The organism is Azospirillum sp. A1-3, assembly GCF_023806445.1.
Classification (GTDB): Bacteria; Pseudomonadota; Alphaproteobacteria; order Azospirillales; family Azospirillaceae; genus Azospirillum.
Map to the genome: position 1 here is coordinate 24,528 of NZ_JAMSLU010000006.1, position 21,715 is coordinate 46,242.

Here is a 21,715-nt window from a genome sequence, read left to right on the forward strand (position 1 = left end):
ACCCGCCTTCCCCGGTCTTCACCCCGTCGCTGGTCTGCCCAACAATTCACCATCAGGGTTAATGGCGTCACGCATTCCCGTGAATGGAATGCGACAGACGGTGAACGGATCCGATCCGGCGTGCGGCCGGTCAGTAGGTCTCCGCCATGCGCGAACGGCCGACATGCCCCGACTCGCCATAGGAGCCGCCTTGGCGGCCGTCATGGCCCAGCCGGTCATGCTGGTGGCCGGACAGGCGTTCCTTGACCGGGCAATGGCCGCTCATGCCGCGGGCGACCAGGGCGGCGCCGACCAGCCCCATGATGGCGCCGGGGATGCTGGCGCCCTTGCGCAGGCCGCCCGCCGCGACGGCGAGGCCGAGACCGGTCGAGACGATGCGCTCGCCCATGCCCATGTTGGTGTGACCTTCGAATACGCTGTCGTAGGCGTCGCGGATCGTGGATTGGGCGTTCATGGCTGCTCCGGAGCTGGAATGGACGAGAACCGCCCCTTCCAACGCCGAGACGTCCCGTCCTGTTCCCTTCAGCCCTCCACCACCGCCATGTCGCGGATGGAGCGGACCAGCCGGGATGGCTCGATCGGCTTGGACAGTACGGTCAGCTCCACCTCCTGCGCCGCGGCGGTGGAGGTCAGATCCTCGGCATAGCCGGTGACCATCAGGATCGGCGTCGCATCGTGACGGGCGCGCAGGGTGCGGGCCATCTCCAGCCCTGTCATTCCCGGCATCATGTGGTCGGTGACGATCACGTCCGGCCGGAAGCCGTGGTCGAGCAGCGAGAGGGCCGCCGCCGCGTCGGCCGCCTCGCGCACCGCGAAGCCCGCCTGTTCCAGATAGCCGGCGGTGGCGCTGCGCACCAGTTCCTCGTCATCCACCAGCAGGACGGCGCAGCCCTCGCCGACGTCGGCCGCGTCCGCCTTCTCCGCCTCCGGCGCCGGGGGAGCCGCGACTCCGGCGGAGGGCGTATCCGCCTCCTGACGCGCGCGCGGCAGATAGAGCGTCACCGTGGTGCCCAGCCCCTGCCGGCTGTCCAGCTCCACCCCGCCGCCGGACTGGGTCGCCAGCCCATGCACCATGCTGAGGCCCAGCCCGGTGCCGCGCCCGACCTCCTTGGTGGTGAAGAAGGGTTCGAAGGCGCGGGCCTGCACCTCGGCCGGCATGCCGGTGCCGGTGTCGCGCACCCGCAGCACGACATAGTCGCCGGCCGCCATCCCGAGCACGGGCCCGGCGCCGACCGACCGGTTGCCGGCCAGGATCCACAGCGTGCCGCCGCCGGGCATGGCGTCGCGGGCGTTCAGCGCCAGGTTCAGCACCGCCATTTCCAGCTGGGTCGGGTCGATCATCGCCGGCCACAGGTCGGGAGCGAGCTCCGTCTCGATCTGCACCGACTGGCCCAGCGTGCGGGCGAGCAGGCGGCTGACCCGCTCCACCAGCGCCGCGACGTCGACCGGGACCGGGCGAAGCTGCTGCCGGCGCGAGAAGGCCAGCAGATGCTGGGTCAGGGTCGCCCCGCGCTCCACCGCCTGCAGGGCCAGCCGCGCCGGTCCGGCGATGCGCTCGTCTTCGGTGCGGCTGTCGATGACATGCAGGTTGATGCCAATGGCCTGCAGCAGGTTGTTGAAATCATGGGCGACGCCGCCGGTCAGCTGGCCGATCGCCTCCATCTTCTGGCTCTGGCGCAGGGCGTGCTCGGCCTGCTCCCGCCCCTCCACCGCGCGGCGGGCGGCGTCCATCGCCCAGGTTGCCGCCTCGTACGCGCTGAACTGGCGGGCCAGCGCCCACAGCGACAGCAGCAGCGCGGCGATGCCGGCGGCGCCGGCGGCGCCGATGGTCCAGGCCTGGATGCGCCACTCGCTCAGCACGGCATCCAGCTTGCGGGTGACGTTGACGACCAGCGGGTAGTCGGCCAGCGCCCGCGTCGCCACCAGACGGGCGCCGTCATCCAGCCCGGGAGAGAGATAGACGCCGGACCTCGCACGCTCCAGCACCTGCAGGAAACGGCGCGGCCCCACCGCCCGGCCGATGTCCGGCAACACCGGATGGCGCGCCAGCAGGATGCCGTCGCGCCGCCACAGGCTGATGCTTCCGTCGCTATCCGGCTGCAGTGCCTTGTAGATCCGCTCGAAATAGCTCAGCTCGATGGCGCCCAGCACCAGCCCGACGAAACTGCCGTCCGGGCCGCTGATCCGGCGGGCCAGATAGATGGTCCAGCTGCCGTTGCCGCGGTTGCGCACCGGTTCGCTGATGAAGGGCTCGTCGGTATCATGGTCGCGCAGATAGGCGAAATAATCCCGGTCGGACACGTTGACCGGCGGAATCGGGTAATAGCGCGAGAAGTTGATCAGGTGGCCGTCGGCGGCGATCATCGTCACCGCGTCCAGTTGCGGAAGTCCGGAGATCCGCGCCCGCAGCATCTGGTAGGTGTCGCGCCCGCCCATCCGGCGGACATAGTCTGCGGGCGTGGCGATGCCGTCCGCCTTCATCTGGTCGATGATCGTGGTCAGGACCAGATCGACGCTCTGCGTCGCGCTGGCCGTCTGTTCCGCCAGCGACAGGTTCAGGGTGGACAGCTCGCGCTCCGCCCCCGCCAGTTCGCGCTCGCGCATGCTGACGATGTAGTGGATCGTCGCCGTCAGCAGCACGGCAACCGACAGCCCGCCGATCAGCAGCAGGATGCGCAGCGGCCGGCTGGCGCGCAGATGGGCCAACCAATGATAGGCCGGCGGAACCGGCGTGCCACCCGGTGTGCCACTGGCCGGCTGCGCGGTCCTTTCGGGAGAGATCAAAGCTTGCCTATGGTTTGGTGACGCACCGATCGACCGGAATGATCCAAAGGCCATAACGCTGCGTCAAGCTTGTCAAGGTTAATAGGACCTTGACGATTTCAGACTCCGGACCGCTGCCCCGCGGCGGGTACGCGCGGTCAGGCCCGCGCCCGCACCGGGGACGGCAGCTTCAGAACCGACAGCGCCAGCCCGGCGAAGACCAGCAGCCCGCCGGCCAGCTTCGCCGTGGTGAAGGTCTCGCCCAGCAGAAGCGCGCTGGAACTCATGCCGAAGATCGGCACCAGCAGCGAGAAGGGGGCGACCAGGCTGGCCGGGTAATGCCGCATCAGGAAGCCCCAGGCGGCGAAGCCGAACAGCGTCGCCGCCGCCGCGATGTAGACCAGCGAGCCGACCCCGACCAGCGTCAGGGTGGTGAAGGCATGGACGATGCGGTCCGGCCCTTCCAGCGCCAGCGACATCGCCAGCAGCGGCAAGGGCGGGATCAGGCTGACCCAGACCATCAGGCTGAACAGGTCGGGCGCCTTGGCCTGCTTCATCACGATGTTCGACACGCCCCAGGCCGCCGCCGCCGCCAGCGTCAGCCCAAGGCCGAGCAGCGAATCGCCTGCCGGCATCTCCAGCGCGATCAGCCCGACGCCGGCGAAGGCGACCACCATGCCGCCGATCTGCCGCAGCCCCGGCCGGTCGCCCAGCACGAAGGCGGCGAAGATGGCGGTGAAGAAGGCCTGCGCCTGCAGCACCAGCGAGGCGAGCCCCGCCGGCATGCCGACGTCGATGCCGAGGAACAGCAGCGGGAACTTCACCACGCCCAGCATCACGCCGATGCCGATCACATAGCGCCACGCCACCGGCGGCCCCTTGCCCCAGCCCACCACCACCACCGGCAGCGCCGCCAGCGCGAAGCGCAGGCAGGAGAAGAGCAGCGGCGGGAAATCGCGCAATCCGACCTTGATCGCGACGAAGTTGAAGCCCCAGACGGCGGCGACCGCCACGGCGAGCAGGATGTGGGAAGCACGCATGATCGGGAGGCTAAACGGGCACTGCGGGGGCGGTCAATCGGCGGCAGGGCGCGCTTGCCGCGTGGCTGACCTGCGCCCCGCAACCAAGGGCAGGCATCACGAATCCGCGTGCAGGATCCGGCATTCGTCCGACGCGTTGATCGCCCAGGACGATCCCCCCAGCAGCATCGTGCCGAGTTCCCCCAGCCCGCTGCTGCGGAAGCTGACGCGGTGGGCGCGGGCCAGCGGCTCCATCTCCTCCAGAAAGCCCTTGGTCGGCACGGCGACATAGAGGCTGCCGTTGGGCAGGCCGCGGGCGCTCAGCGACAGGCGCGGTCCCATGTCGGCGCTGACCGTCAGGTCATAGCGTTCGCCGGGCTTCACCACGGCCCCGCTGTCCGACGGGGTGAAGCCCGACAGGATGAACCCCGATTCGACCGAGGCGGTTCGGAAGCTCAGGCGCGGCGCGGCGTTCTGCCCGACCGGGATTCCGCGCTCGGCGACGCAGAAGCGCTTGCCGCTCGGCGGCGTGTGGACGGTGACGGTCCAGCCCTTGCCGGAACCGAAGGGCTTGGCCGGCCCATCCTCCAGCCCGGCGGCGGGCGGCGGCGAGGCCGGCTGCGGCGGCACGGTCTCGCAGGCGGCGAGCGCCAGCGTCAAGCCGGCCAGCAGGGCAAAAGGCGTCGCCACCCGGACGGCGCGGCGGTCCATGAAGGCCGGCCGCAGTCGGGCGACGGGTGCAAGGTGCGGCCGATCCATCGCGGCGTCCTCCCCATCCCTGGTCATGATGCGGCGACTTCCATACCACGTTCGCATGCGCCAGCGCGACGGTCGCGGGAAGCCTCCGGCCTGTGCTAGAACCAGGGGCCTCTCTCGCAGCAAATCTCCGGTTGCCATGCCCCACGCCGACTTCATCCACCTGCGCGTCCATTCCGCCTATTCGCTGTCGGAAGGTGCGATCAAGGTGAAGGAGCTGGTCAAGCTCTGCCTGAAACAGCAGATGCCGGCCGTCGCGGTCACCGACACCGGCAACCTGTTCGGCGCGCTGGAATTCGCGCTGGCGGCGTCGGATGCCGGCGTTCAGCCGATCATCGGCACCGTGCTGGGCATCACCCGCGTCGGCCCGGCCCAGACGAAGCCCGGCCTGCCCGGCAAGGCGGCGGCCACCCCCGACCAGATCGTCCTGCTCTGCCAGAACGAGGAGGGATACCGCAACCTGACCGCGCTGGTGTCCAAGGCCTTCCTGGAGTCGGACCCGCTGGCCGGCCCGCAGGTGACGCTGGACGCGCTGGAGGGGCGGTCCGCCGGGCTGATCGCGCTGACCGGCGGCCCCGGCGGCTCCATCGGCCGGCTGCTGCACGAGGGGCAGAAGGATCTGGCGCTGGAGGTTCTGGAGAAGCTGAAGCGCCTGTTCCCCGGCCGCCTCTATGTCGAGCTGCAACGGCACGAGGGCGGGCGCGGCCATTTCGCCACGGTGGAGAACGCCGTCGAGCCGGCGCTGATCGACCTCGCCTATGCACACGACCTGCCACTGGTCGCCACCAACGATTGCTATTTCGCCACCGAGGACATGTACGAGGCGCACGACGCGCTGATGTGCATCGCCGAGGGCGCCTATCTCAGCCAGGAGGACCGCCGCCGCCTGACCCCCGACCACCGCTTCAAGTCGGCGGAGGAGATGCGGCTGCTGTTCGCCGATCTGCCGGAGGCGGTGGACAACACGGTCGCCATTGCCCGGCGCTGCTCCTTCCTGTTGAAGCCGATCAAGCCGATCCTGCCGCCGTTCGCCTGCGAAGGCGGCCGCACCGAGGATGACGAGCTGCGGGCCCAGTCGCGCGCCGGCCTGGAGATGCGGCTGGAGAAGGTCGTCTTCACGCCCGACATGACGCCGGAACAGCGCGAGGAGACCCGCAAGACCTATTTCGAGCGGCTGGAGTTCGAGCTGGACGTCATCGTCAAGATGAAGTTCCCCGGCTATTTCCTGATCGTGTCGGACTTCATCAAATGGGCGAAGAACCAGGACATTCCCGTCGGTCCGGGCCGCGGGTCGGGTGCCGGCTCCGTCGTCGCCTGGGCGCTGACCATCACCGACCTCGACCCGCTGCGCTTCGGTCTGCTGTTCGAGCGCTTCCTGAACCCCGAACGCGTGTCGATGCCCGACTTCGACATCGACTTCTGTCAGGACCGCCGCGAAGAGGTCATCCGCTACGTCCAGAACAAGTACGGCTACGACCGCGTCGCCCAGATCATCACCTTCGGTAAGCTCCAGGCCCGCGCCGTGCTGCGCGACGTTGGTCGCGTGCTGCAGATGCCCTACGGGCAGGTCGACAAGATCTGCAAGATGGTGCCGAACAACCCGGCCAACCCGGTGACGTTGCAGCAGGCGCTGGACAGCGAGGAGATGCTGCGGCAGGCGCGCGACAGCGACGACACCGTGCGCCACCTGATCGACATCGCGCTGAAGCTGGAGGGGCTCTACCGCCACGCCTCGACCCACGCCGCCGGTGTGGTGATCGGCGACCGGCCGTTGCAGGAGCTGGTTCCGCTCTACCGAGACCCGCGCTCCGACATGCCGGTCACCCAGTTCAACATGAAGTATGTCGAACAGGCCGGTCTGGTGAAGTTCGACTTCCTGGGATTGAAGACGCTGACCGTGCTGAAGACGGCGGTGGATCTGATCCCCGAGAAGCCGGACCTGACCACCGTCCCGCTGGACGACGAGAAGAGCTACCAGCTGCTCAGCCGCGCCGAGGCGACCGGCGTGTTCCAGCTGGAAAGCTCGGGCATGCGCGACGTTCTGCGCCGGCTGAAGCCGAACCGGCTGGAGGACATCATCGCGCTGGTGTCGCTCTATCGTCCCGGCCCGATGGACAACATCCCGAAATACATCCGGGTGAAGAACGGCGAGGAAAAAGCCGACTACATGCATGACAGCCTGGAAGGCATCCTGAAGGAGACCTTCGGGATCATGATCTACCAGGAACAGGTCATGCAGATCGCCCAGGTGCTGTCCGGCTATTCGCTGGGCGGCGCCGATCTTCTGCGCCGCGCCATGGGCAAGAAGATCAAGGAGGAGATGGACAACCAGCGCAAGATCTTCTGCGACGGCGCCGAGGCGCGCGGCGTGAAGGCCGATCTGGCCAGCATGATCTTCGATCAGGTCATGAAGTTCGCCGGCTACGGCTTCAACAAGTCCCACGCCGCCGCCTACGCCCTGGTCGCCTACCACACCGCCTATCTCAAGGCGAACCACCCGGTGGAGTTCATGGCGGCGTCGATGACGCTCGACCTCGGCAACACCGACAAGCTGAACGTCTTCCGCCAGGAACTCGCCCGGCTGCGCATCAGGCTGCTGACGCCGGACATCAACAAATCCGACTCCATCTTCGGGGTGGAGCAGCTGGCCGACGGGACCAAGGCGGTGCGTTATGCGCTGGCCGCCGTCAAGGGCGTCGGCCAACCCGCCATGCGCGCGGTGGTGGAGGAGCGGCGGAAGAACGGCCCGTTCAAGAGCCTGTTCGACTTCGCCCGCCGGCTGGATTTGAAGACCATCAACAAGCGCCAGCTTGAGAATCTCGCCTGCGCCGGCGCCTTCGACGGGCTGAACCCCAACCGCGCCCAGGTCCATGCCGCGCTGGAGACCATCATCCGCTATGCCCAGGCGGAGGCGGCGGAGCGCGACAGCGGCATCGGCAACCTCTTCGGCGGCGGTGGCGGCGGCTTGCCCGAACCCGAGATGCCCAAGGTCAAGGACTGGGAGCCGCTGGAAAAGCTGAAGCACGAGTTCGGCGCCATCGGCTTCTACCTGTCGGCCCACCCGCTGGACGCCTATTCCGGCCCGCTCGGCCGCATGAAGGTGGTGCGCTCGGCCGAACTTCAGACCGCCATCGCGAAGGGCGGCTCCACCCGCTACAAGATGGCGGGCATCGTTGTCTCGAAGAAGGAGAAGACCGCCAAGTCCGGCAACCGCTTCGCCTTCGTCGAGCTGTCTGACGCCACCGGCGGCTATGAGGTGACGCTGTTCTCCGAAGTGCTGGCCGCCAACCGCGACCTGCTGGAGCCCGGCCGCCCGGTGTTGATGACGGTGGACGCCCAGCTGAACGGCGAAGAGGTCCGCCTGACCTGCCAGGAGATCAAGCCGCTGGAGGAGGCGGTCGCCTCGGTCAGCGCTGGCCTGCGCGTGGTGCTGCGCGAAACCGGCCCGATCGAGCATCTGCGCGCCACGCTCGACCGGCTGTCACGCGGCAAGAGCCGCATCAACGTGCTGGTTGAGGTCGACCCGCTGAAGGAGATCGAGATCGAGCTGCCCGGCAGCTACACCATCACCGCGCAGAGCCGCTCCGCCCTGAAGGCGGTGCCCGGCGTGGTGGAAGTGGCGGAGTTGTGAACCACGCAGGCAGCGGGAATGGCCAGGAAACAGCCGATCCCGCCGGCATCGCTCCCTCATCCAAGCTTGACGACCCTGTGCACCTCGCCGTTGCCGCCGGAATAATTCCGCAGGATCTGGGCATAGAATGTCCAGCTGAAGGTGCCGGCCACGCCATAGACAAGGCAGCACTCGGCACCCAGACTGTCGTTCGTGCCGGTGATGTATCCCGCCTTGTGAAGCTGGATGTCGAATCCCGTCAGGGCGGTCGCATTGGCTGCCACATTGATCTGGCCGCCGGTTTTCAGATTGGAGTGGGCGATGCGGAGACCGCCCAGCCTGAAACGCTTGATCCCGACGGAGCAACCCGTCAGCAGGTCGGTCATGATGACCTTCGCCGAAGTCCAGAAGCCGACGTCGAGCGTCGTCGTCATGTTGTCGTTATACTTCAACCAAGCGACTTTGGCCGTTTTGGCCGCGGTCGGGTTCAGGGTGAGGTACGTGAGATTCCCCATCGAATGGCCGTCGGCGGAACGAATGCTGTCGTCCATCGTGGCCGCCACCGACGCATCGCAAAGCCCGCTGGCCGGACTGTTATAGTTTTGAATGACGTTCTTGCTGAGGAACGCCATCGGATCCGCGATCAAATCGTCAAGCACATCGGCCATTCGCGCCCCCCTGTGAGAATCGATGTTTTCCTCAACGATTTACACACGCAATTAAAGAGGTGCAATTGACATTCTATCCTAAAACAAGAGATCCTGGACCATAACTCCGCCCCGTCAGTCATCCGCCCAACCCATGCCCCATACCCCCATGAGCGGCCATTCATCGTCGCATCGCCGCTTCATCGCCATCGACTGGTCCGGCGCGCTGGCCAAGCGCTACGCCGGCATCGCGGTGGCGGAGTGCGCGGCGGGCGACGACGCCCCCCGGCTGGTCGAAGGCCCCGGCGGCTGGTGGTCGCGGACGGCGGTGTTCGACTGGCTGCGCGCGGAACTGCCACGAGAACCGGCGCTTGTTGGCATCGACTGCGCCTTCTCCCTGCCCTTCGCGGTGGCGGCGCGCGGCTTCCCCGGCCGGGAAGCGACGGCGTTCGACCTGTGGGACGCGGTGGAGGAGGTCTGCGCGGCGGAGCCCGACTTCGGCGGCGGCCCCTTCGCCAGCCACCCGGTGCACGGCGTCGGTTTCTGGCATGTCGGGCCGCAGCCGGACTGGTACGAGGACCCGCACCGCGCCACCGAATGGGCCTGCCGCGCCGACGGTCTGGGCCACCCGCAGAGCCCCTACAAGCTGATCGGGTCAAAGCAGGTCGGCAAGGGCGCCCTGGCCGGCATGCGGGTGCTGCGCGCCCTGCGCGCCGCCCTGCCCGGCCGGCTGGCGGTCTGGCCCTTCGAGGATCCGGTGCCGGGGCAAAGCGTGATGGTGGAGATCTACCCGCGCCTGTTCCTGAAACACACCGGCTTCGGCCAACGCAAGATCCGCGACGGCGGCGAAATGGACGAGGCTCTGCGCCGGCTGGGCTCGCACCCTTTGCAGCGGTCCGGTATGGTCAGCGACCATGACAGCGACGCGCTGGTGTCGGCCGCCGGCCTGCGCTGGCTCGCGGCAAAGGCGGCAGCCTGGACGCCGCCGGGACTGGACGACACCGCAAGGCGGCAAGAGGGATGGATTTTCGGCGTGGGGATGACCGGATCATGACGGCAATCGGCATCGCGCCGGCACAACAGGACCTCGCGCGGGGCTCCCGCCGTCCGGCCATCGACGTGGCGCGCGGGCTGGCGCTGGTTGCGATGGCGGCCTATCACGGCAGCTGGGACGCCACCTATTTCGGGCTCGCCCGCTTCGACCTGCTGGGCGATCCACTGTGGCTGGCGGCGCGCACCGTGATCCTGTCGAGCTTTCTGCTGCTGGCCGGCATCGGTCTGGTGCTGGCGACCCGCGACGGGCTCGATCCGGGGCGCTTCCTGCGCCGGCTGGGACGGGTGGCGGCGGGGGCCGCGGCGGTTTCGGCGGCGTCCTACGCCCTGTTCCCCGACAGCCCGATCTTCTTCGGCGTGCTGCACCACATCGCGGTGGCGAGCGTCATCGGCCTCGCCTTCGTCCGCCTGCCGGCCGCCGTGACCCTGGCGACGGCGGCTGCCGCGGTGCTGATCGGGACGACGCAAGGCCTCCCGCTGTTCGACAGCCCCTGGCTGCGCTGGATCGGGCTGACCACGGTGGCGCCGGATTCCAACGACTTCGTGCCGCTGCTGCCCTGGATCGGCGGCGTTCTGGCCGGGATCGGGCTGGCGCGGCTGTGGCCGGCGATGGGCGAGGGCGTCGAGGTGACCAGCGGCGCCGGGCGGCTGCTGGCCTTGGCCGGGCGGCACAGCCTTGCGGTCTATCTGCTGCACCAGCCGCTGTTGTTCGGCATCGCCTGGGCCGCGGCGCAGCTGTCGCCGGTGGAGACGCCTGCCGCACGCGATTTCCAGGCGGCATGCGTGTCGAGTTGCGAGCGCGCCGGGGTGGCGTCGGCGACCTGCACCGCCAATTGCCGCTGCGTGCAGTCGGAACTGGCGCGGATCGGGGTGTGGGAGGGGTTCGTCGCCAACCGCCTCAGCGAGCGCGATCAGCGCGGGCTGGAGGCCGCGGTCGCCGCCTGCCGCAAGCCCTGACGGCTGCGGTCGGAGCGGCCCCGGTTACGACGGCCCAGAATCAGACTGCCCAGAATCAGCCGGCCCTGAATCAGACCGACTGCCGCTTTTCCAGCAGGCCGCGCAGCAGGCTGGTCAGCGTCTCGGCCAGCTTGTACTGGTCGTCGCCCGGCAGTGCGGCGATGACGCCGGCGAAGTCGTTCAGCGGGTCGTGGCGCAGCAGTTCCAGCGCCTTCGGCGTCGGGTGCAGCTGGGTGACGCGGCGGTCCTCCGGAACCGGCACGCGGACCAGCAGCTCCTTGCCCACCAGCACCTCCACCATCTGCGAGGCGGCCCCGCGGGTGGTGGCGTGGAAGTCGGCGAAGGCCGACACCGTGCGCTGGCTGTTGTTGGCGCCGGCGAAGTAGCGCAGCGCCGTCCACTGCGACGGCTTCAATCCGTGGGTATAGCCCAGGCTGTCGGCAATGTGGGCGATCTGAAGCATGACGTCGGCGATGGCCTGCGGCGACGCGCCGCCGGCATGATCCGCTTCGGTGAAGTCCATGGCCGCTCCGATGGATCCGGCTCCCGTGGCGCCGGCGCCGATGGATGCCGCGTTGTTCCGCATCGCCATCCGGCCCGCAGCAACGCCGCGCACTTTTGCAAAGTCCATTTGTTCCACTCTATAAAGTTTAGTGGCTATACGATGGGCGTATCAAAAGGCAGGCAGCTATCGCGGTAAGGCGGCAGCCACGTCGATCATGACACCACCACATATATTAGCGCGGTCGAACAAAAAACGAAACATCGAACACTTCATCTTTTTGTTGCAAATTGTCGCATCGCTTTGAGCCCGGCAAGAGAAGCCGAGTTCCCGGAAGCCAAGCAAACTCAGGCGGAATCGGCATATCGGCCATGCCGACTCGCTTCGTCGCCATGTTTCACTGGCGTAATTTTCGATTCGGCGGTATACGCGCGCGATGACCACATCCCCCGTTCCGAAGTCCGCATCGCCGGCCGCCGCCCAGACCATGGGCGCCCCGAAGGTCGGCATCGTCAGCCTCGGCTGCCCCAAGGCGCTCGTCGATTCAGAGCGCATCCTCACGCGCCTGCGCGCGGAGGGGTACGAGATCTCCCCCAGCTACGACGGCGCGGACGTCGTGCTGGTCAACACCTGCGGCTTCCTCGACAGCGCCAAGAAGGAGTCGCTGGACGCCATCGGCGAGGCGATCAAGGAGAACGGGCGGGTCATCGTCACCGGCTGTATGGGCGTGGAATCGGACATGATCCGGCAAATCCACCCCGACGTGCTGGCCGTCACCGGTCCGCACCAGTATGAACAGGTGGTCAGCGCGGTGCATGACGCCGTGCCGCCGACGCATAACCCCTTCACCGATCTGGTGCCGCCGGAAGGGCTGCGGCTGACCCCGCGCCACTACGCGTATCTGAAGATTTCCGAGGGCTGCAACAACCGCTGCAGCTTCTGCATCATCCCCAGCCTTCGCGGCGATCTGGTCAGCCGGCCGATCCATTCGGTCCTGCGCGAGGCGGAGAAGCTGGCGGTCGCCGGCGTCAAGGAACTGCTGGTCATCTCGCAGGACACCAGCGCCTACGGCGTCGACGTGAAGTACAAGACGGAGAAATGGTACGACCGCGAGGTCCGCACCCGCTTCTTCGACCTGTGCAACGAACTGGCGAACTTCGACCTGTGGGTCCGACTGCATTACGTCTACCCCTATCCGCATGTGGACGAGGTCATCCCGCTGATGGCGGAGGGCAAGATCCTCCCCTATCTCGACATCCCGTTCCAGCATGCCTCGCCCACCGTGCTGAAGGCGATGCGCCGCCCGGCCGCCCAGGAAAAGCAGCTGGACCGCATCCGCAAATGGCGTGACGAGTGCCCGCATCTGGTCCTGCGCTCCACCTTCATCACCGGCTTCCCCGGCGAGACGGAGGAGGACTTCCAGTTCATGCTGGACTGGCTGAAGGAGGCCCAGCTCGACCGCGTCGGCTGCTTCAAGTACGAGCCGGTTGAGGGCGCCACCGCCAACGACCTGCCCGGCGCCGTCCCGGAAGAGGTCAAGCAGGAGCGTTGGGAGCGCTTCATGGAGACGCAGAAGGCGATCAGCGCCGAGCGGCTCCAGCAGAAGGTCGGCTATACGCTGGGCGTGCTGATCGACGAGGTCGACGAGGAGGGTGCCATCGGTCGCTCCTACGCCGACGCGCCGGAGATCGACGGCAACGTCTTCCTGAACGGCGAGACCGGCCTGAAGCCCGGCGACATGGTCGACGTCACCATCGAGCATGCCGACGAATACGACCTGTGGGGCAGCGTCGAACGCGACCTGTAATCCAACCGGACTGGAGAGCGCCATGCCCGTCACGCCGGACGATACCAGACTGATGGACGTCCAGCAGGGCGGGCGCTGCTTCTTCTGCGACGGGCCGGTGGGGGCGAAGGCGACCTTCGACCACCTGATCCCCCAGGCATACGGCGGGATCGACGATCCGGCCAACGTCGTGCTGGCGCACCGCCGCTGCAACCAGCGCAAGGAAGACCGGCTGCCGACCGGAGAGGAACTCGACCGCTTCTTCGCGCTGCGCCGCTCCAGCCGGCTCGGCGTCTGGCCCCCGTTGCGCGCGCTCCGCGATGCGGACGGGTGGGCGGAGGAGGAGCGGTGGATGGCGGTGGCGCAGGCGATTGCCCGGCAAAGCTGAGGTCAACCGCAACCACGACCGAAACCAATGCCGGCCGATCCGGTTAAGGGGGGGACACCTTATATAAGGGAGACTCAACCGATGACCGGCCAGCAGAACAAGCAGCCCCACACCGAACAGACCGTCCGCCACACCGAGGGCGAGCAGAACACCGGCAACCACAAGAAGCCGGACGCCCCCGACGCCAAGGGCGCCGACCGTTTCGGCGGCACCCGCGCCGGTGCCGAAAACGTCGAACCCAAAAAGTAAGCGGCCGGAATAGAGCCTTTTCGGGCTGGCATCGCACCGCCGGCCTGTGCGAGATCCGGGGGACGGCATCCAGGGACCCTATTTTCCCCAGTGACCGCCCCCACTTCGCACCCGTGACCTGATGGCCCCTTCGATCTTCAAGCGCTACAAGCTCCACTTCACCCGCCCGCTGCCGGGTTTGCGTCCGGGACGGCCGGAGCGCGACGCGATGGTGGAGCGGGTGCGGCGGTTGGCCAGCGAGAACGGCATGGCCGGCGACCTGCACACCATCGCCCCCAACGCCGGCTTCGGCATCCTCGAAGTCCGCTGCACCGAACGTCTGGCCCGCCGCCTGTCCGATCTGTCGGAGATCGAAACCGTTCAGGAAGCCTGACCGATCCTTCCGAAAACCGGCGGACCATCAGGACAAACCCCAAGGGGCCGCCCGGTCGAATCCGGCATCCGACCGCCCGGATTCGTGATAGTTTGAGCCTGAAGCATTGTTCGGGCCGCACCGTGCATGGTCACCATAAGGTGGCACATGAGGGCGGCATAAGAAGGGGGATTCGTGGGACGCTTCCTACGGGGCGCGCTGGTGATGGTCGTGGTGCTGGCCGCGTTGGCGGGCAATGCGGGCCACCGGATCTACCACGATTACCAGGACACGCTGCAGCGCCGCTTCGCCATGGTCCGGGACATGGCCCGGCTGGTCGACGACCATGTCCACCGCACGGTGCGCACGGCCGACGTTGCGCTCGACCAGACCGCGGCGATGGTGGCGGAAGCCGGCGGCCCGCAGAAGGTCCGCGACCTGAAGCATTGGACCCGGCTGCGCGAATATGCCGCCCAGGTCGAGGGCGCCGACGCCATCTGGATCTATGACGCCGATGGCCGGACCGTTCTGGAATCGGCCAGCTTTCCCAACCGCATCGCCGACTTCGCCGATCCGGCCGGGCTGGAGGCCCTGCGCGGCGGCACGCGCCTGCATGTCGGTGCGGCGCAAACCGTCCGCAGCGGCGGTCAGCCGCCGGTCTTCCCGGTCTCGCGTCCCCTGTATGACGATGAAGGGCGTTTCGTCGGAATGGCGTCGGCAACGATCCGGGTGGACTCGCTGACCGATTTCTACGCCCTGCTTGGCGTCGAGTTCGATCCGCTGATCGGCGTCTACGGCCCGGCCGGCGAGGTCATCGCCCGCCGCCCGGCTCCCCTGGAGTCGGCCGGCAAATCGGTGGCCGGCGGGCTGGTGTTCCAATCCAAGTTGCGCGAGGCGCCGGAAGGCCAATTGCTGCTGCAGTCGGTGCTGGACGGGGTGTCGCGCATCGCCGCCTACCGGACGGTGCGCGATTATGGTCTGGTGGTGCTGACCGGCATCGGCCGGGACGAGGCGATGGCCGATTGGCGCACCCGCACCCTGCACACGGTGCTGGAGACGATCGTCGGGCTGCTGGCGATCCTGGCGATGCTGGGTTGGGGCCTGCGCTACCTCGACCGCGAGCGCAAGGCGCAGGTGGCGCTGGCCGAGGCGCGCAGCGCCGTGGAGCGGACCAGCGCCGAGCGCGACGAGACAGCGCGACTCGCAGCCGAGCTGGACAAGGCCCGCGACATGGCGGAGACCGCACGCCGGGCCGCCGAGGCCGCCAACCACGACAAGAGCGAGTTCCTGGCCGGCCTGAGCCACGAGTTGCGCACGCCGCTGAACGCGGTGATCGGCTTCTCCGACCTGATCGCCCGCGAGGCGGAAGGGCCGGTCGGCACGCCCTCCTATCGGCAATATGCCGCCAATGTCCGCGATTCCGGCCAGCATGTGCTGGAATTGATCAACGAGATCCTCGACCACGCGCGGGCGGAAGCCGGGGCGCTGACGCTCGAGGAAGGACCTTGCGACCTGGAGGATGCCGCCGATTTCGCCGTCCGCATGCTGACCCCGCGGGCCGAGCATGCCGGCGTGCTTCTATCGGCGGTGGTGGAACCGGCGGTGCTCAACCTGCACGGCGACGACCGCCGCATCCGCCAGATCCTGCTGAACCTGATCGCCAACGCGGTGAAATACACGCCGTCGGGCGGGTCGGTGACCCTGTCCGCCGCCCTGGACGACGGCATGCCGGTGATCCGCGTCATCGACACCGGACTTGGCATCCCGGCCGAGGATCTCGACCGCGTGCTGGAGCCCTTCGCCCGTGCCGGGAACGCCGCCAGTCGCGAGGCGGAGGGCACCGGACTGGGCCTGCCGCTGACCAAACGGCTGGTCGAACTGCATGGCGGCACCCTTTCTCTGCGCAGCACGCTGGGCGTCGGCACCACGGTGACGGTGCGCCTGCCGGCGAGCCGCCTGCTGCCGGCGGAGCCGGCCCCCAGGGCGTCCAGGACGCCGCCGGTCGGGCCCGCCGCCACCCCCGATTCTGTTCCGGACCTTACCCCGGATACCGCCCTGAATTTTGCCGCGCCGCCTCCCAGTCCGGCTCCCGTTCCGTCCTGGGCGCCGTCCTCCGGGCCGCTGTCGGTCCTGCTGGTCGACGACGACCCGACGGTGCGCGACATGGTGGCCGGGCTGCTGCGCGGCTGGGGGCATCGGGTGATCGCGGCGGCCAACGCCAACGAGGCGCTGGTGGTGCTGGACGGGCCTGAGCCGCTGGACCTGCTGCTGAGCGACGTCGTCATGCCGCCGGGCATGGACGGGACGGAGCTGGCACGGCACGCCGCCCGCATGCGCCCCGGCCTGCCGGTGCTGCTGGCCTCCGGCTTCGCCGCCCATGCCGCCGGCACCCCGTCCGCCTTCGGTCCCGACGTCGCGATGATCGCCAAGCCCTTCGCCATCGACGACCTGCGCCGGCAGCTCGCCCGCGTCGCCGCCCGGCAAGGCGGCTCCGCACGTCCGGCGACGGCCGCCGGTCCGCCCTCCCCACCCCCGACCGACCGTCCCGCCAAACGCTCCCCCGGACCGCCGCGCCTGCTGATCGCCGAGGATTTGGCGATCAACCGCGAATTGCTGGCCGCCCTGTTCCGCGACAGCGGTTACGCCATCGATCTGGTGGCCGACGGTGCCGCGGCGGTGGAGGCGGTGGAGGCCGGCGACTACGACCTCGTGCTGATGGACGTGCAGATGCCGGGCATGGATGGGCTGGAGGCGAGCCGCGCCATCCGCGCGATGCCGCCGCCGCGCGGCGACCTGCCGATCCTGGCGCTGACCGCCGGTTCATCCCAGGAGGAACGGCGCGAATGCGGCGAGGCCGGGATGAACGGGCATGTCGGCAAGCCCTATGACCGCGAAATTCTGCTGCGTCAGGTCGCCCGCATGCTCGACGCCACGCGGAGCCGCACCGGCACCGCCTGACGCCGCTCAGCCCGACGCCACTCAGGGCTGGTCGAACACCCGCGGGAAATGGGCGAGCCGGCGGCCGAACAGGCTCTGCGGCGCGGAGTCGGTCGCCGCCGGCGCCGTCTGCGCCTGCGCCATCCCGGGGGGCATCGCCGCGTTGGCCGGCAGCGCCGTCACCGGCAGGGGCGTGGACGACAGCGCGCGCGCCGAGGTCGGGCGCGGACGGCGTTCGGACTTCTCGGGCGGGGCGTAGAAATGCAGGGTCAGCTGGCCGTCGGCTTCCGCCGCATAGGGCAAGCCGGGGACCGTCCGGCGTTCGGTGCCGGGAAACACATACTGCTCACCTTGATCGGTGCGTTCGATATGCGGCATGACCGGTATCCTGTCTCCACCGCACCGATCCTGCCGTTACCGCCCTTGCGGGTCAAGGCCGCGCTGCATCACGAAGGGCTTATCCGTTCGCCCCATCGTTCTGCGGGCGTTCTCCCCCCGGAAAGGCGCCCTTACGGGCGCAGCAGGGCGGCGACCAGCAGGTAGGACAGCCAAGCGACGATGCCGGAGGCGGGAATCGTCAGCACCCAGGCCCAGACGATTCGGCCCGCCAGACCCCAGCGCACCGCCGAGGTGCGGCGGGCGGAGCCGACGCCGACGATGGCGCCGGTGATGGTGTGGGTGGTCGACACCGGAATGCCCAGCCACGTCGCGCCGAACAGGGTGATGGCGCCCGCCGTCTCGGCGCAGAAGCCCTGATAGGGCTTCAGGTCGGTGATGCGCGAGCCCATGGTGCGGACGATGCGCCAGCCGCCCATCATCGTGCCCATCCCCATCGCCACCTGACAGGCGATGATGACCCAGAAGGGGACGTGGAAGGTATCGCCCAGCATGCCCTGGCTGAACAGCAGCACGGCGATGATGCCCATCGTCTTCTGCGCGTCGTTGCCGCCATGGCCCAGGCTGTAGAGCGCCGCCGAAACCAGCTGGAGATGGCGGAACTGCCGGTCGACCGTGAAGGGGGCGGCGCGGCGCAGCGCCCAGGACGCCACCAGCATCAGCAGCAGCGCCAGCAGCAGGCCGATGCCCGGCGACAGCACGATGGCGACCGCCGTCTTGGTGAAGCCGCTGGCGACGATGGCGCCGAACCCCGCCTTGGCGATGCCGGCCCCGGCGATGCCGCCGACCAGCGCATGCGAGGAGGAGGACGGCAGCCCCAGCCACCAAGTGATCAGGTTCCAGCCGATGGCGCCGATCAGCGCCGCCAGGATCACCGCCGGGTCCATCACCAGCGGATCGACCAGCCCGGTGCCGATGGTGGTGGCGACATGCAGGCCGAAGAACAGGAAGGCGATGAAGTTGAAGAAGGCCGCCCACAGGACCGCCAGCTTGGGCGACAGCACGCGGGTCGACACCACGGTGGCGATGGAGTTCGCCGCGTCGTGCAGGCCGTTGATGAAGTCGAAGGCGAGCGCCACCAGAATGATGAGGACGATCGCCGGCAGACCGAGTTGCAGGGCCTCCATCGACGCGGCCTCAGACCTGATCGAGCGTGATGCCCGCGACAAGGTCGCCGACGTCGTCGCAGCGGTCGGTAACCGCCTCCAGCATCTCGTACAGCTCGCGCCGGCCGAGGAAGGCGATCATGTCCGGCTTCTCCGCGATCAGCGCCTTCAGCGCGTCGCGCAGCACATCGTCGGCCTCGTCCTCCAGATCGGACAGCCGGCCGCAGAGATGGTCGATCCGCTCGGCGTTGCGGGCGATGGAGCCCAGGAGCGGCATCAGTTCCAGCAGCACGTCGGCCTGCTGGCGGATCAGGGCGACGAAGCGGCGCATCGGCTCGTCGAACACCTCGACGCCGTACAGGCCGGCATGGCGCGGCACCTCGTCCATCAGGTCGATGGCGTCGTCCAGCGCGTTGATCAGCGACAGGATGTCCGACCGGTCGAACGGCGTGATGAAGGCGCGGTGCAGGTCGCGCCCTGCATCCTTGGCAACGCGGTCGGCGTCCTTCTCCACCCGCTTCAGCGCCGCGATCTTCTGCGTGCGGTCGTCCGGTTCTGCGTCCATCACCGCTTCCAGGGCAGCGGCGGCGGCCACGATGTGACGGGCCTGCTCGACGAACTGGTCGACGAAGCGTTCCTCCTTCGGCATCAGCGAACGGAATGCGCGCAGCAGCATGGGACGGTGACTCGCCTGTATCTGGATAGGGGACTGGTGAGATTTCGGGCTGCTCTTACCACGCTTCGCGGTGCGGTGCAGCGGCAGCATGTCATGTAAACGCCATGAAAACGTCATTCGGTAGCAAAATCGCCACAGGTCGCGGCATATCGCCGCTTTTCCCGCCACCGCACCGGCCGGACCGCGCCCCATAAGGGGGGCCATGGAAAGCCGCCCGCCGCCTCCCCAAATCTCCCGAAGGCCCCTCTTCGACCGCAGGTCCTCCCGCATGACGTGCCCGACCAATCCCCTCCGCCGCTTTGCGTTGCCAGCCATCGCCGCCCTGCTGCTGAGCGCCGCGCCGCTGCACGCCCAGACGGCGCCTCCCGCGGCGCCTCCCCCGGAGGAAACGGCCGGCCGCTGCAGCCCCACCGTCTCGGCCGCGCTCGGCGCCTGGGACACCGGTCTGGCGGCGGCGGAGCGGTTCGGCGACAAGGCGGTGGCGGTGGCGCGCGAGAAGGGGCGGGAGTATCTGCTGCCGCTGCTGGGCATCGACCCGAAGACGGCGCAGCCCGATGCCAGGGGCGGCGACACGACCGATGATCTCGGCCGCGCGCTGGAGGAAAGCCGCGACGACCCGCAACGCCGCGCCGCGCTCTGCGCCGCCATCACCCGCGCCGCCGACGAGGCGAAATCCTCCGCCGGCGCCGGGCTGGACGCGCTGAGGCGGGCACTGGACAATTGGCAGCTTTCGCCGCCCGCCACCCCGACTCCGGCTCCAACCCCGGCCCCGGCCCCGCCGAAGCAGGACGGCCTGATCCGGACCTGACCGGCGGCAATCGCCGCCTCCACCCCATGGGCAAAACCGCGCCCGGCGCAAGAGGGGATTGCCGAAGGACCGGCCCGGAATTTGCCGCGTCAGACCCGCGAAACGGTCACAGGCGGAATAATTCGCCCCGACCTATGTTCATGCTGGTATCGGCCGGTCCGCGGCGGCATCGTCAAAGCGTTTTCGCCGAAACGGGCGCCGGGACGTGCGATGTGGCACCATCGTTGAATTGTCACAGCCGAACGTCATAGGCACCGTTGTGGAATCTGGTCCGAAGGTCTAGTCTGTTCGTGTTCCCAACAAATTCCCGAACATGGGAAGGTGCCATCCATGAATCTGCACAGTCTGGCCAGCGACATGGTTCAAACCGTCCTGGCCTGTGAAAAGGCGCTCCCCGGTCGGGCGAACGCCGATGACCAAGATCTCGCCCGGCACATCCTGGTCGAACCCGACCACGCCTGGCATGTTTGCGAGACCTATGCCCGCGCCGTCTGCATTCCGGTCGAACAGCTCCCGGTCAGCCAGCTCCGCGGCCTCATCAGCGACATCGTCCTGTCGAAGCTTCCCCGTTACGACTGAGTTTCTCGATCCCTAGGGCCGGCACCGTATCCGGCGATGGCCGGAACGATCCGGGTTTTCCAATCCCGCACTCCAAGTTCCGTGGTGCCACCATGGCGATCGAGCTTCATTCCTTCACCGTAACGCTGGCCGTCGCGGATGCGACCGGTTGCGCCAGCGCCGCCGAACACCGTGCCCGCATCTGGAGGGCCGTGTCCGAACTGTCGGCCGCCGTCCGCAATGCCGGCATGGCGACCGAGGCCCGCTTCCGCGGCCAGGACCGCCAGGGCCATGTCCTGTTCGAGGCGACCGACACCGGCGCCGCCTTCCTGCGCGGCCTTCCCGTCATCGCCAGCGTCGACGACGCGCGCAGGAACGGCGGGCGCGTCCAGCTTCGCCACTGAGCGGCCGGCGACTCCGCCGCCGCCGCAAAAGCGAAGGCCCGCCGCTCCGATCCGGGGCGGCGGGCCTTTTCGTTTTCGGCGATTGCGGGAACCGTTCAGCGTGCGCGATGCCGCAGCGGCCGGACGTTGCTTTCGGTCTCGACCTCTTCCTCGGCCGGGCGCACCTTCTTCAGCTGGACGATGAAACGCTCGGCACCATTCTCCATGACGGCGATGCCGGTCAGGCCATGCGCCCAGTCACAGGGAACGACGTGGATTTCCTTGATGGTGGCGGTGCCGGCCGCCAGTTCCGCACGGTCAAGGACCACGTCCCCGACCCGGAATCCCAAATAGGCGTCGATCAGCATTCTCTTGGGCGTCCGTCTTCCGTTTCAGGCCACGCACCGGGTCCGGCACCGACGGCCGGTCTCCCTCACGATGGACCATCTTGCCATAGATTGGACCGTTCGTGGCGCTTTCCCAGCGAGGACGACGCAGTAAACCGACCGGGACCCCCGTTTGCCCCACGCTCCAGGCCCAAAACAGGAAGCGCGGAAGCGGCCGTCCCCGTACGAGGGAGGAGACGGAAACGGCCGCTTCGGCGGTCCCGGACCCTGAGCGGATGCCCAAGGTCGGGAGCAGGAACGCCGGCCGTCGCACCAGCGGCGACCGGGACGGCGGCGTCCGGCAGGCGCAGAATAGTTCGAACTTCGAACCATACGCGCCCCCTACCTTCGTTCAGGGCTGCACAGTTTTTGGGCAACTGCGA

The 21,715-nt window shown here is 68.4% G+C and carries 21 protein-coding genes; 11 read left to right on the top strand and 10 right to left on the bottom strand.

Annotated elements, in window-relative coordinates; genetic code table 11:
• Positions 1-130: 130 nt before the first annotated feature.
• The 4 genes from M5E06_RS27945 to M5E06_RS27960 form a co-directional block, all read right to left on the bottom strand.
• On the bottom strand, positions 131-454 hold the full coding sequence (locus tag M5E06_RS27945) for a YgaP family membrane protein (RefSeq protein ID WP_252141055.1): 324 nt from the start codon (positions 452-454) through the stop codon (positions 131-133).
• Between the two features lie 68 nt (positions 455-522).
• Entirely contained in the window at positions 523-2,706 is a 2,184-nt protein-coding gene (locus M5E06_RS27950; protein WP_252141056.1) for a hybrid sensor histidine kinase/response regulator family protein, read from the bottom strand.
• Between the two features lie 215 nt (positions 2,707-2,921).
• A complete protein-coding gene (locus M5E06_RS27955; RefSeq protein WP_252141057.1) occupies positions 2,922-3,803 on the bottom strand; it encodes an EamA family transporter in 882 nt (293 codons plus the stop codon).
• Positions 3,804-3,899: 96 nt separating this feature from the next.
• A complete protein-coding gene (locus M5E06_RS27960) occupies positions 3,900-4,568 on the bottom strand; it encodes a hypothetical protein (protein ID WP_252141058.1) in 669 nt (222 codons plus the stop codon).
• 109 nt (positions 4,569-4,677) lie between these two features.
• Here M5E06_RS27960 and dnaE point away from each other — a divergent pair, with 109 nt between their 5' ends.
• A complete protein-coding gene (gene dnaE / locus M5E06_RS27965; protein ID WP_252141059.1) occupies positions 4,678-8,169 on the top strand; it encodes a DNA polymerase III subunit alpha in 3,492 nt (1,163 codons plus the stop codon).
• Positions 8,170-8,225: 56 nt separating this feature from the next.
• On the opposite strand, the gene M5E06_RS27970 is transcribed toward dnaE, so the two are convergent.
• Positions 8,226-8,816: a hypothetical protein gene (locus M5E06_RS27970; RefSeq protein WP_252141060.1), complete on the bottom strand. Its 591-nt coding sequence runs from the start codon at positions 8,814-8,816 to the stop codon at positions 8,226-8,228.
• Between the two features lie 148 nt (positions 8,817-8,964).
• On the opposite strand from M5E06_RS27970, the gene M5E06_RS27975 reads away from it, so the two are divergent.
• Together M5E06_RS27975 and M5E06_RS27980 are read left to right on the top strand one after the other, a co-directional pair.
• A complete protein-coding gene (locus M5E06_RS27975) occupies positions 8,965-9,849 on the top strand; it encodes a hypothetical protein (protein WP_252141061.1) in 885 nt (294 codons plus the stop codon).
• Positions 9,846-10,805 carry an acetyltransferase domain-containing protein gene (locus tag M5E06_RS27980; protein WP_252141062.1) on the top strand — a complete coding sequence of 320 codons (960 nt, stop codon included), beginning with the start codon at positions 9,846-9,848 and terminating at the stop codon, positions 10,803-10,805. The genes M5E06_RS27975 and M5E06_RS27980 overlap by 4 nt, the downstream gene beginning before the upstream one ends.
• Positions 10,806-10,875: 70 nt before the next feature.
• On the opposite strand, the gene M5E06_RS27985 is transcribed toward M5E06_RS27980, so the two are convergent.
• The gene (locus M5E06_RS27985) at positions 10,876-11,328 is read right to left on the bottom strand and encodes a MarR family winged helix-turn-helix transcriptional regulator (protein ID WP_252141063.1); all 453 of its coding nucleotides are present in this window, start codon (positions 11,326-11,328) and stop codon (positions 10,876-10,878) included.
• Between the two features lie 466 nt (positions 11,329-11,794).
• On the opposite strand from M5E06_RS27985, the gene rimO reads away from it, so the two are divergent.
• The 5 genes from rimO (at position 11,795) to M5E06_RS28010 (ending at position 17,040) form a co-directional block, all read left to right on the top strand.
• A complete protein-coding gene (gene rimO, locus M5E06_RS27990) occupies positions 11,795-13,114 on the top strand; it encodes a 30S ribosomal protein S12 methylthiotransferase RimO (RefSeq protein WP_109076221.1) in 1,320 nt (439 codons plus the stop codon).
• 22 nt (positions 13,115-13,136) lie between these two features.
• Positions 13,137-13,481: an HNH endonuclease gene (locus M5E06_RS27995; RefSeq protein WP_252141064.1), complete on the top strand. Its 345-nt coding sequence runs from the start codon at positions 13,137-13,139 to the stop codon at positions 13,479-13,481.
• A gap of 81 nt (positions 13,482-13,562) precedes the next feature.
• Positions 13,563-13,730 carry a hypothetical protein gene (locus tag M5E06_RS28000; RefSeq protein WP_167393469.1) on the top strand — a complete coding sequence of 56 codons (168 nt, stop codon included), beginning with the start codon at positions 13,563-13,565 and terminating at the stop codon, positions 13,728-13,730.
• Between the two features lie 121 nt (positions 13,731-13,851).
• On the top strand, positions 13,852-14,103 hold the full coding sequence (locus tag M5E06_RS28005) for a hypothetical protein (protein ID WP_042690341.1): 252 nt from the start codon (positions 13,852-13,854) through the stop codon (positions 14,101-14,103).
• A 174-nt stretch (positions 14,104-14,277) separates the two neighbouring features.
• Positions 14,278-17,040 (top strand): response regulator, encoded by a 2,763-nt coding sequence (locus M5E06_RS28010; RefSeq protein ID WP_252141065.1) that lies wholly within the window; start codon positions 14,278-14,280, stop codon positions 17,038-17,040.
• A 21-nt stretch (positions 17,041-17,061) separates the two neighbouring features.
• On the opposite strand, the gene M5E06_RS28015 is transcribed toward M5E06_RS28010, so the two are convergent.
• The 3 genes from M5E06_RS28015 to M5E06_RS28025 form a co-directional block, all read right to left on the bottom strand.
• Entirely contained in the window at positions 17,062-17,397 is a 336-nt protein-coding gene (locus M5E06_RS28015) for a hypothetical protein (protein ID WP_252141066.1), read from the bottom strand.
• Between the two features lie 131 nt (positions 17,398-17,528).
• Entirely contained in the window at positions 17,529-18,542 is a 1,014-nt protein-coding gene (locus M5E06_RS28020; RefSeq protein WP_252141067.1) for an inorganic phosphate transporter, read from the bottom strand.
• Between the two features lie 10 nt (positions 18,543-18,552).
• Positions 18,553-19,197, bottom strand: coding sequence for a DUF47 domain-containing protein (locus tag M5E06_RS28025; RefSeq protein ID WP_109153690.1), 645 nt, complete (start codon positions 19,195-19,197; stop codon positions 18,553-18,555).
• A gap of 268 nt (positions 19,198-19,465) precedes the next feature.
• On the opposite strand from M5E06_RS28025, the gene M5E06_RS28030 reads away from it, so the two are divergent.
• The 3 genes from M5E06_RS28030 (at position 19,466) to M5E06_RS28040 (ending at position 20,967) form a co-directional block, all read left to right on the top strand.
• Entirely contained in the window at positions 19,466-20,005 is a 540-nt protein-coding gene (locus tag M5E06_RS28030; protein ID WP_252141068.1) for a hypothetical protein, read from the top strand.
• A 330-nt stretch (positions 20,006-20,335) separates the two neighbouring features.
• Positions 20,336-20,584: a hypothetical protein gene (locus M5E06_RS28035; protein WP_109076205.1), complete on the top strand. Its 249-nt coding sequence runs from the start codon at positions 20,336-20,338 to the stop codon at positions 20,582-20,584.
• Between the two features lie 92 nt (positions 20,585-20,676).
• Positions 20,677-20,967, top strand: coding sequence for a hypothetical protein (locus M5E06_RS28040; RefSeq protein WP_109076206.1), 291 nt, complete (start codon positions 20,677-20,679; stop codon positions 20,965-20,967).
• Positions 20,968-21,062: 95 nt separating this feature from the next.
• Here the strand turns inward: M5E06_RS28040 and M5E06_RS28045 are convergent, their stop codons facing one another.
• The gene (locus M5E06_RS28045; protein WP_109076207.1) at positions 21,063-21,314 is read right to left on the bottom strand and encodes a hypothetical protein; all 252 of its coding nucleotides are present in this window, start codon (positions 21,312-21,314) and stop codon (positions 21,063-21,065) included.
• Positions 21,315-21,715 lie beyond the last annotated feature (401 nt).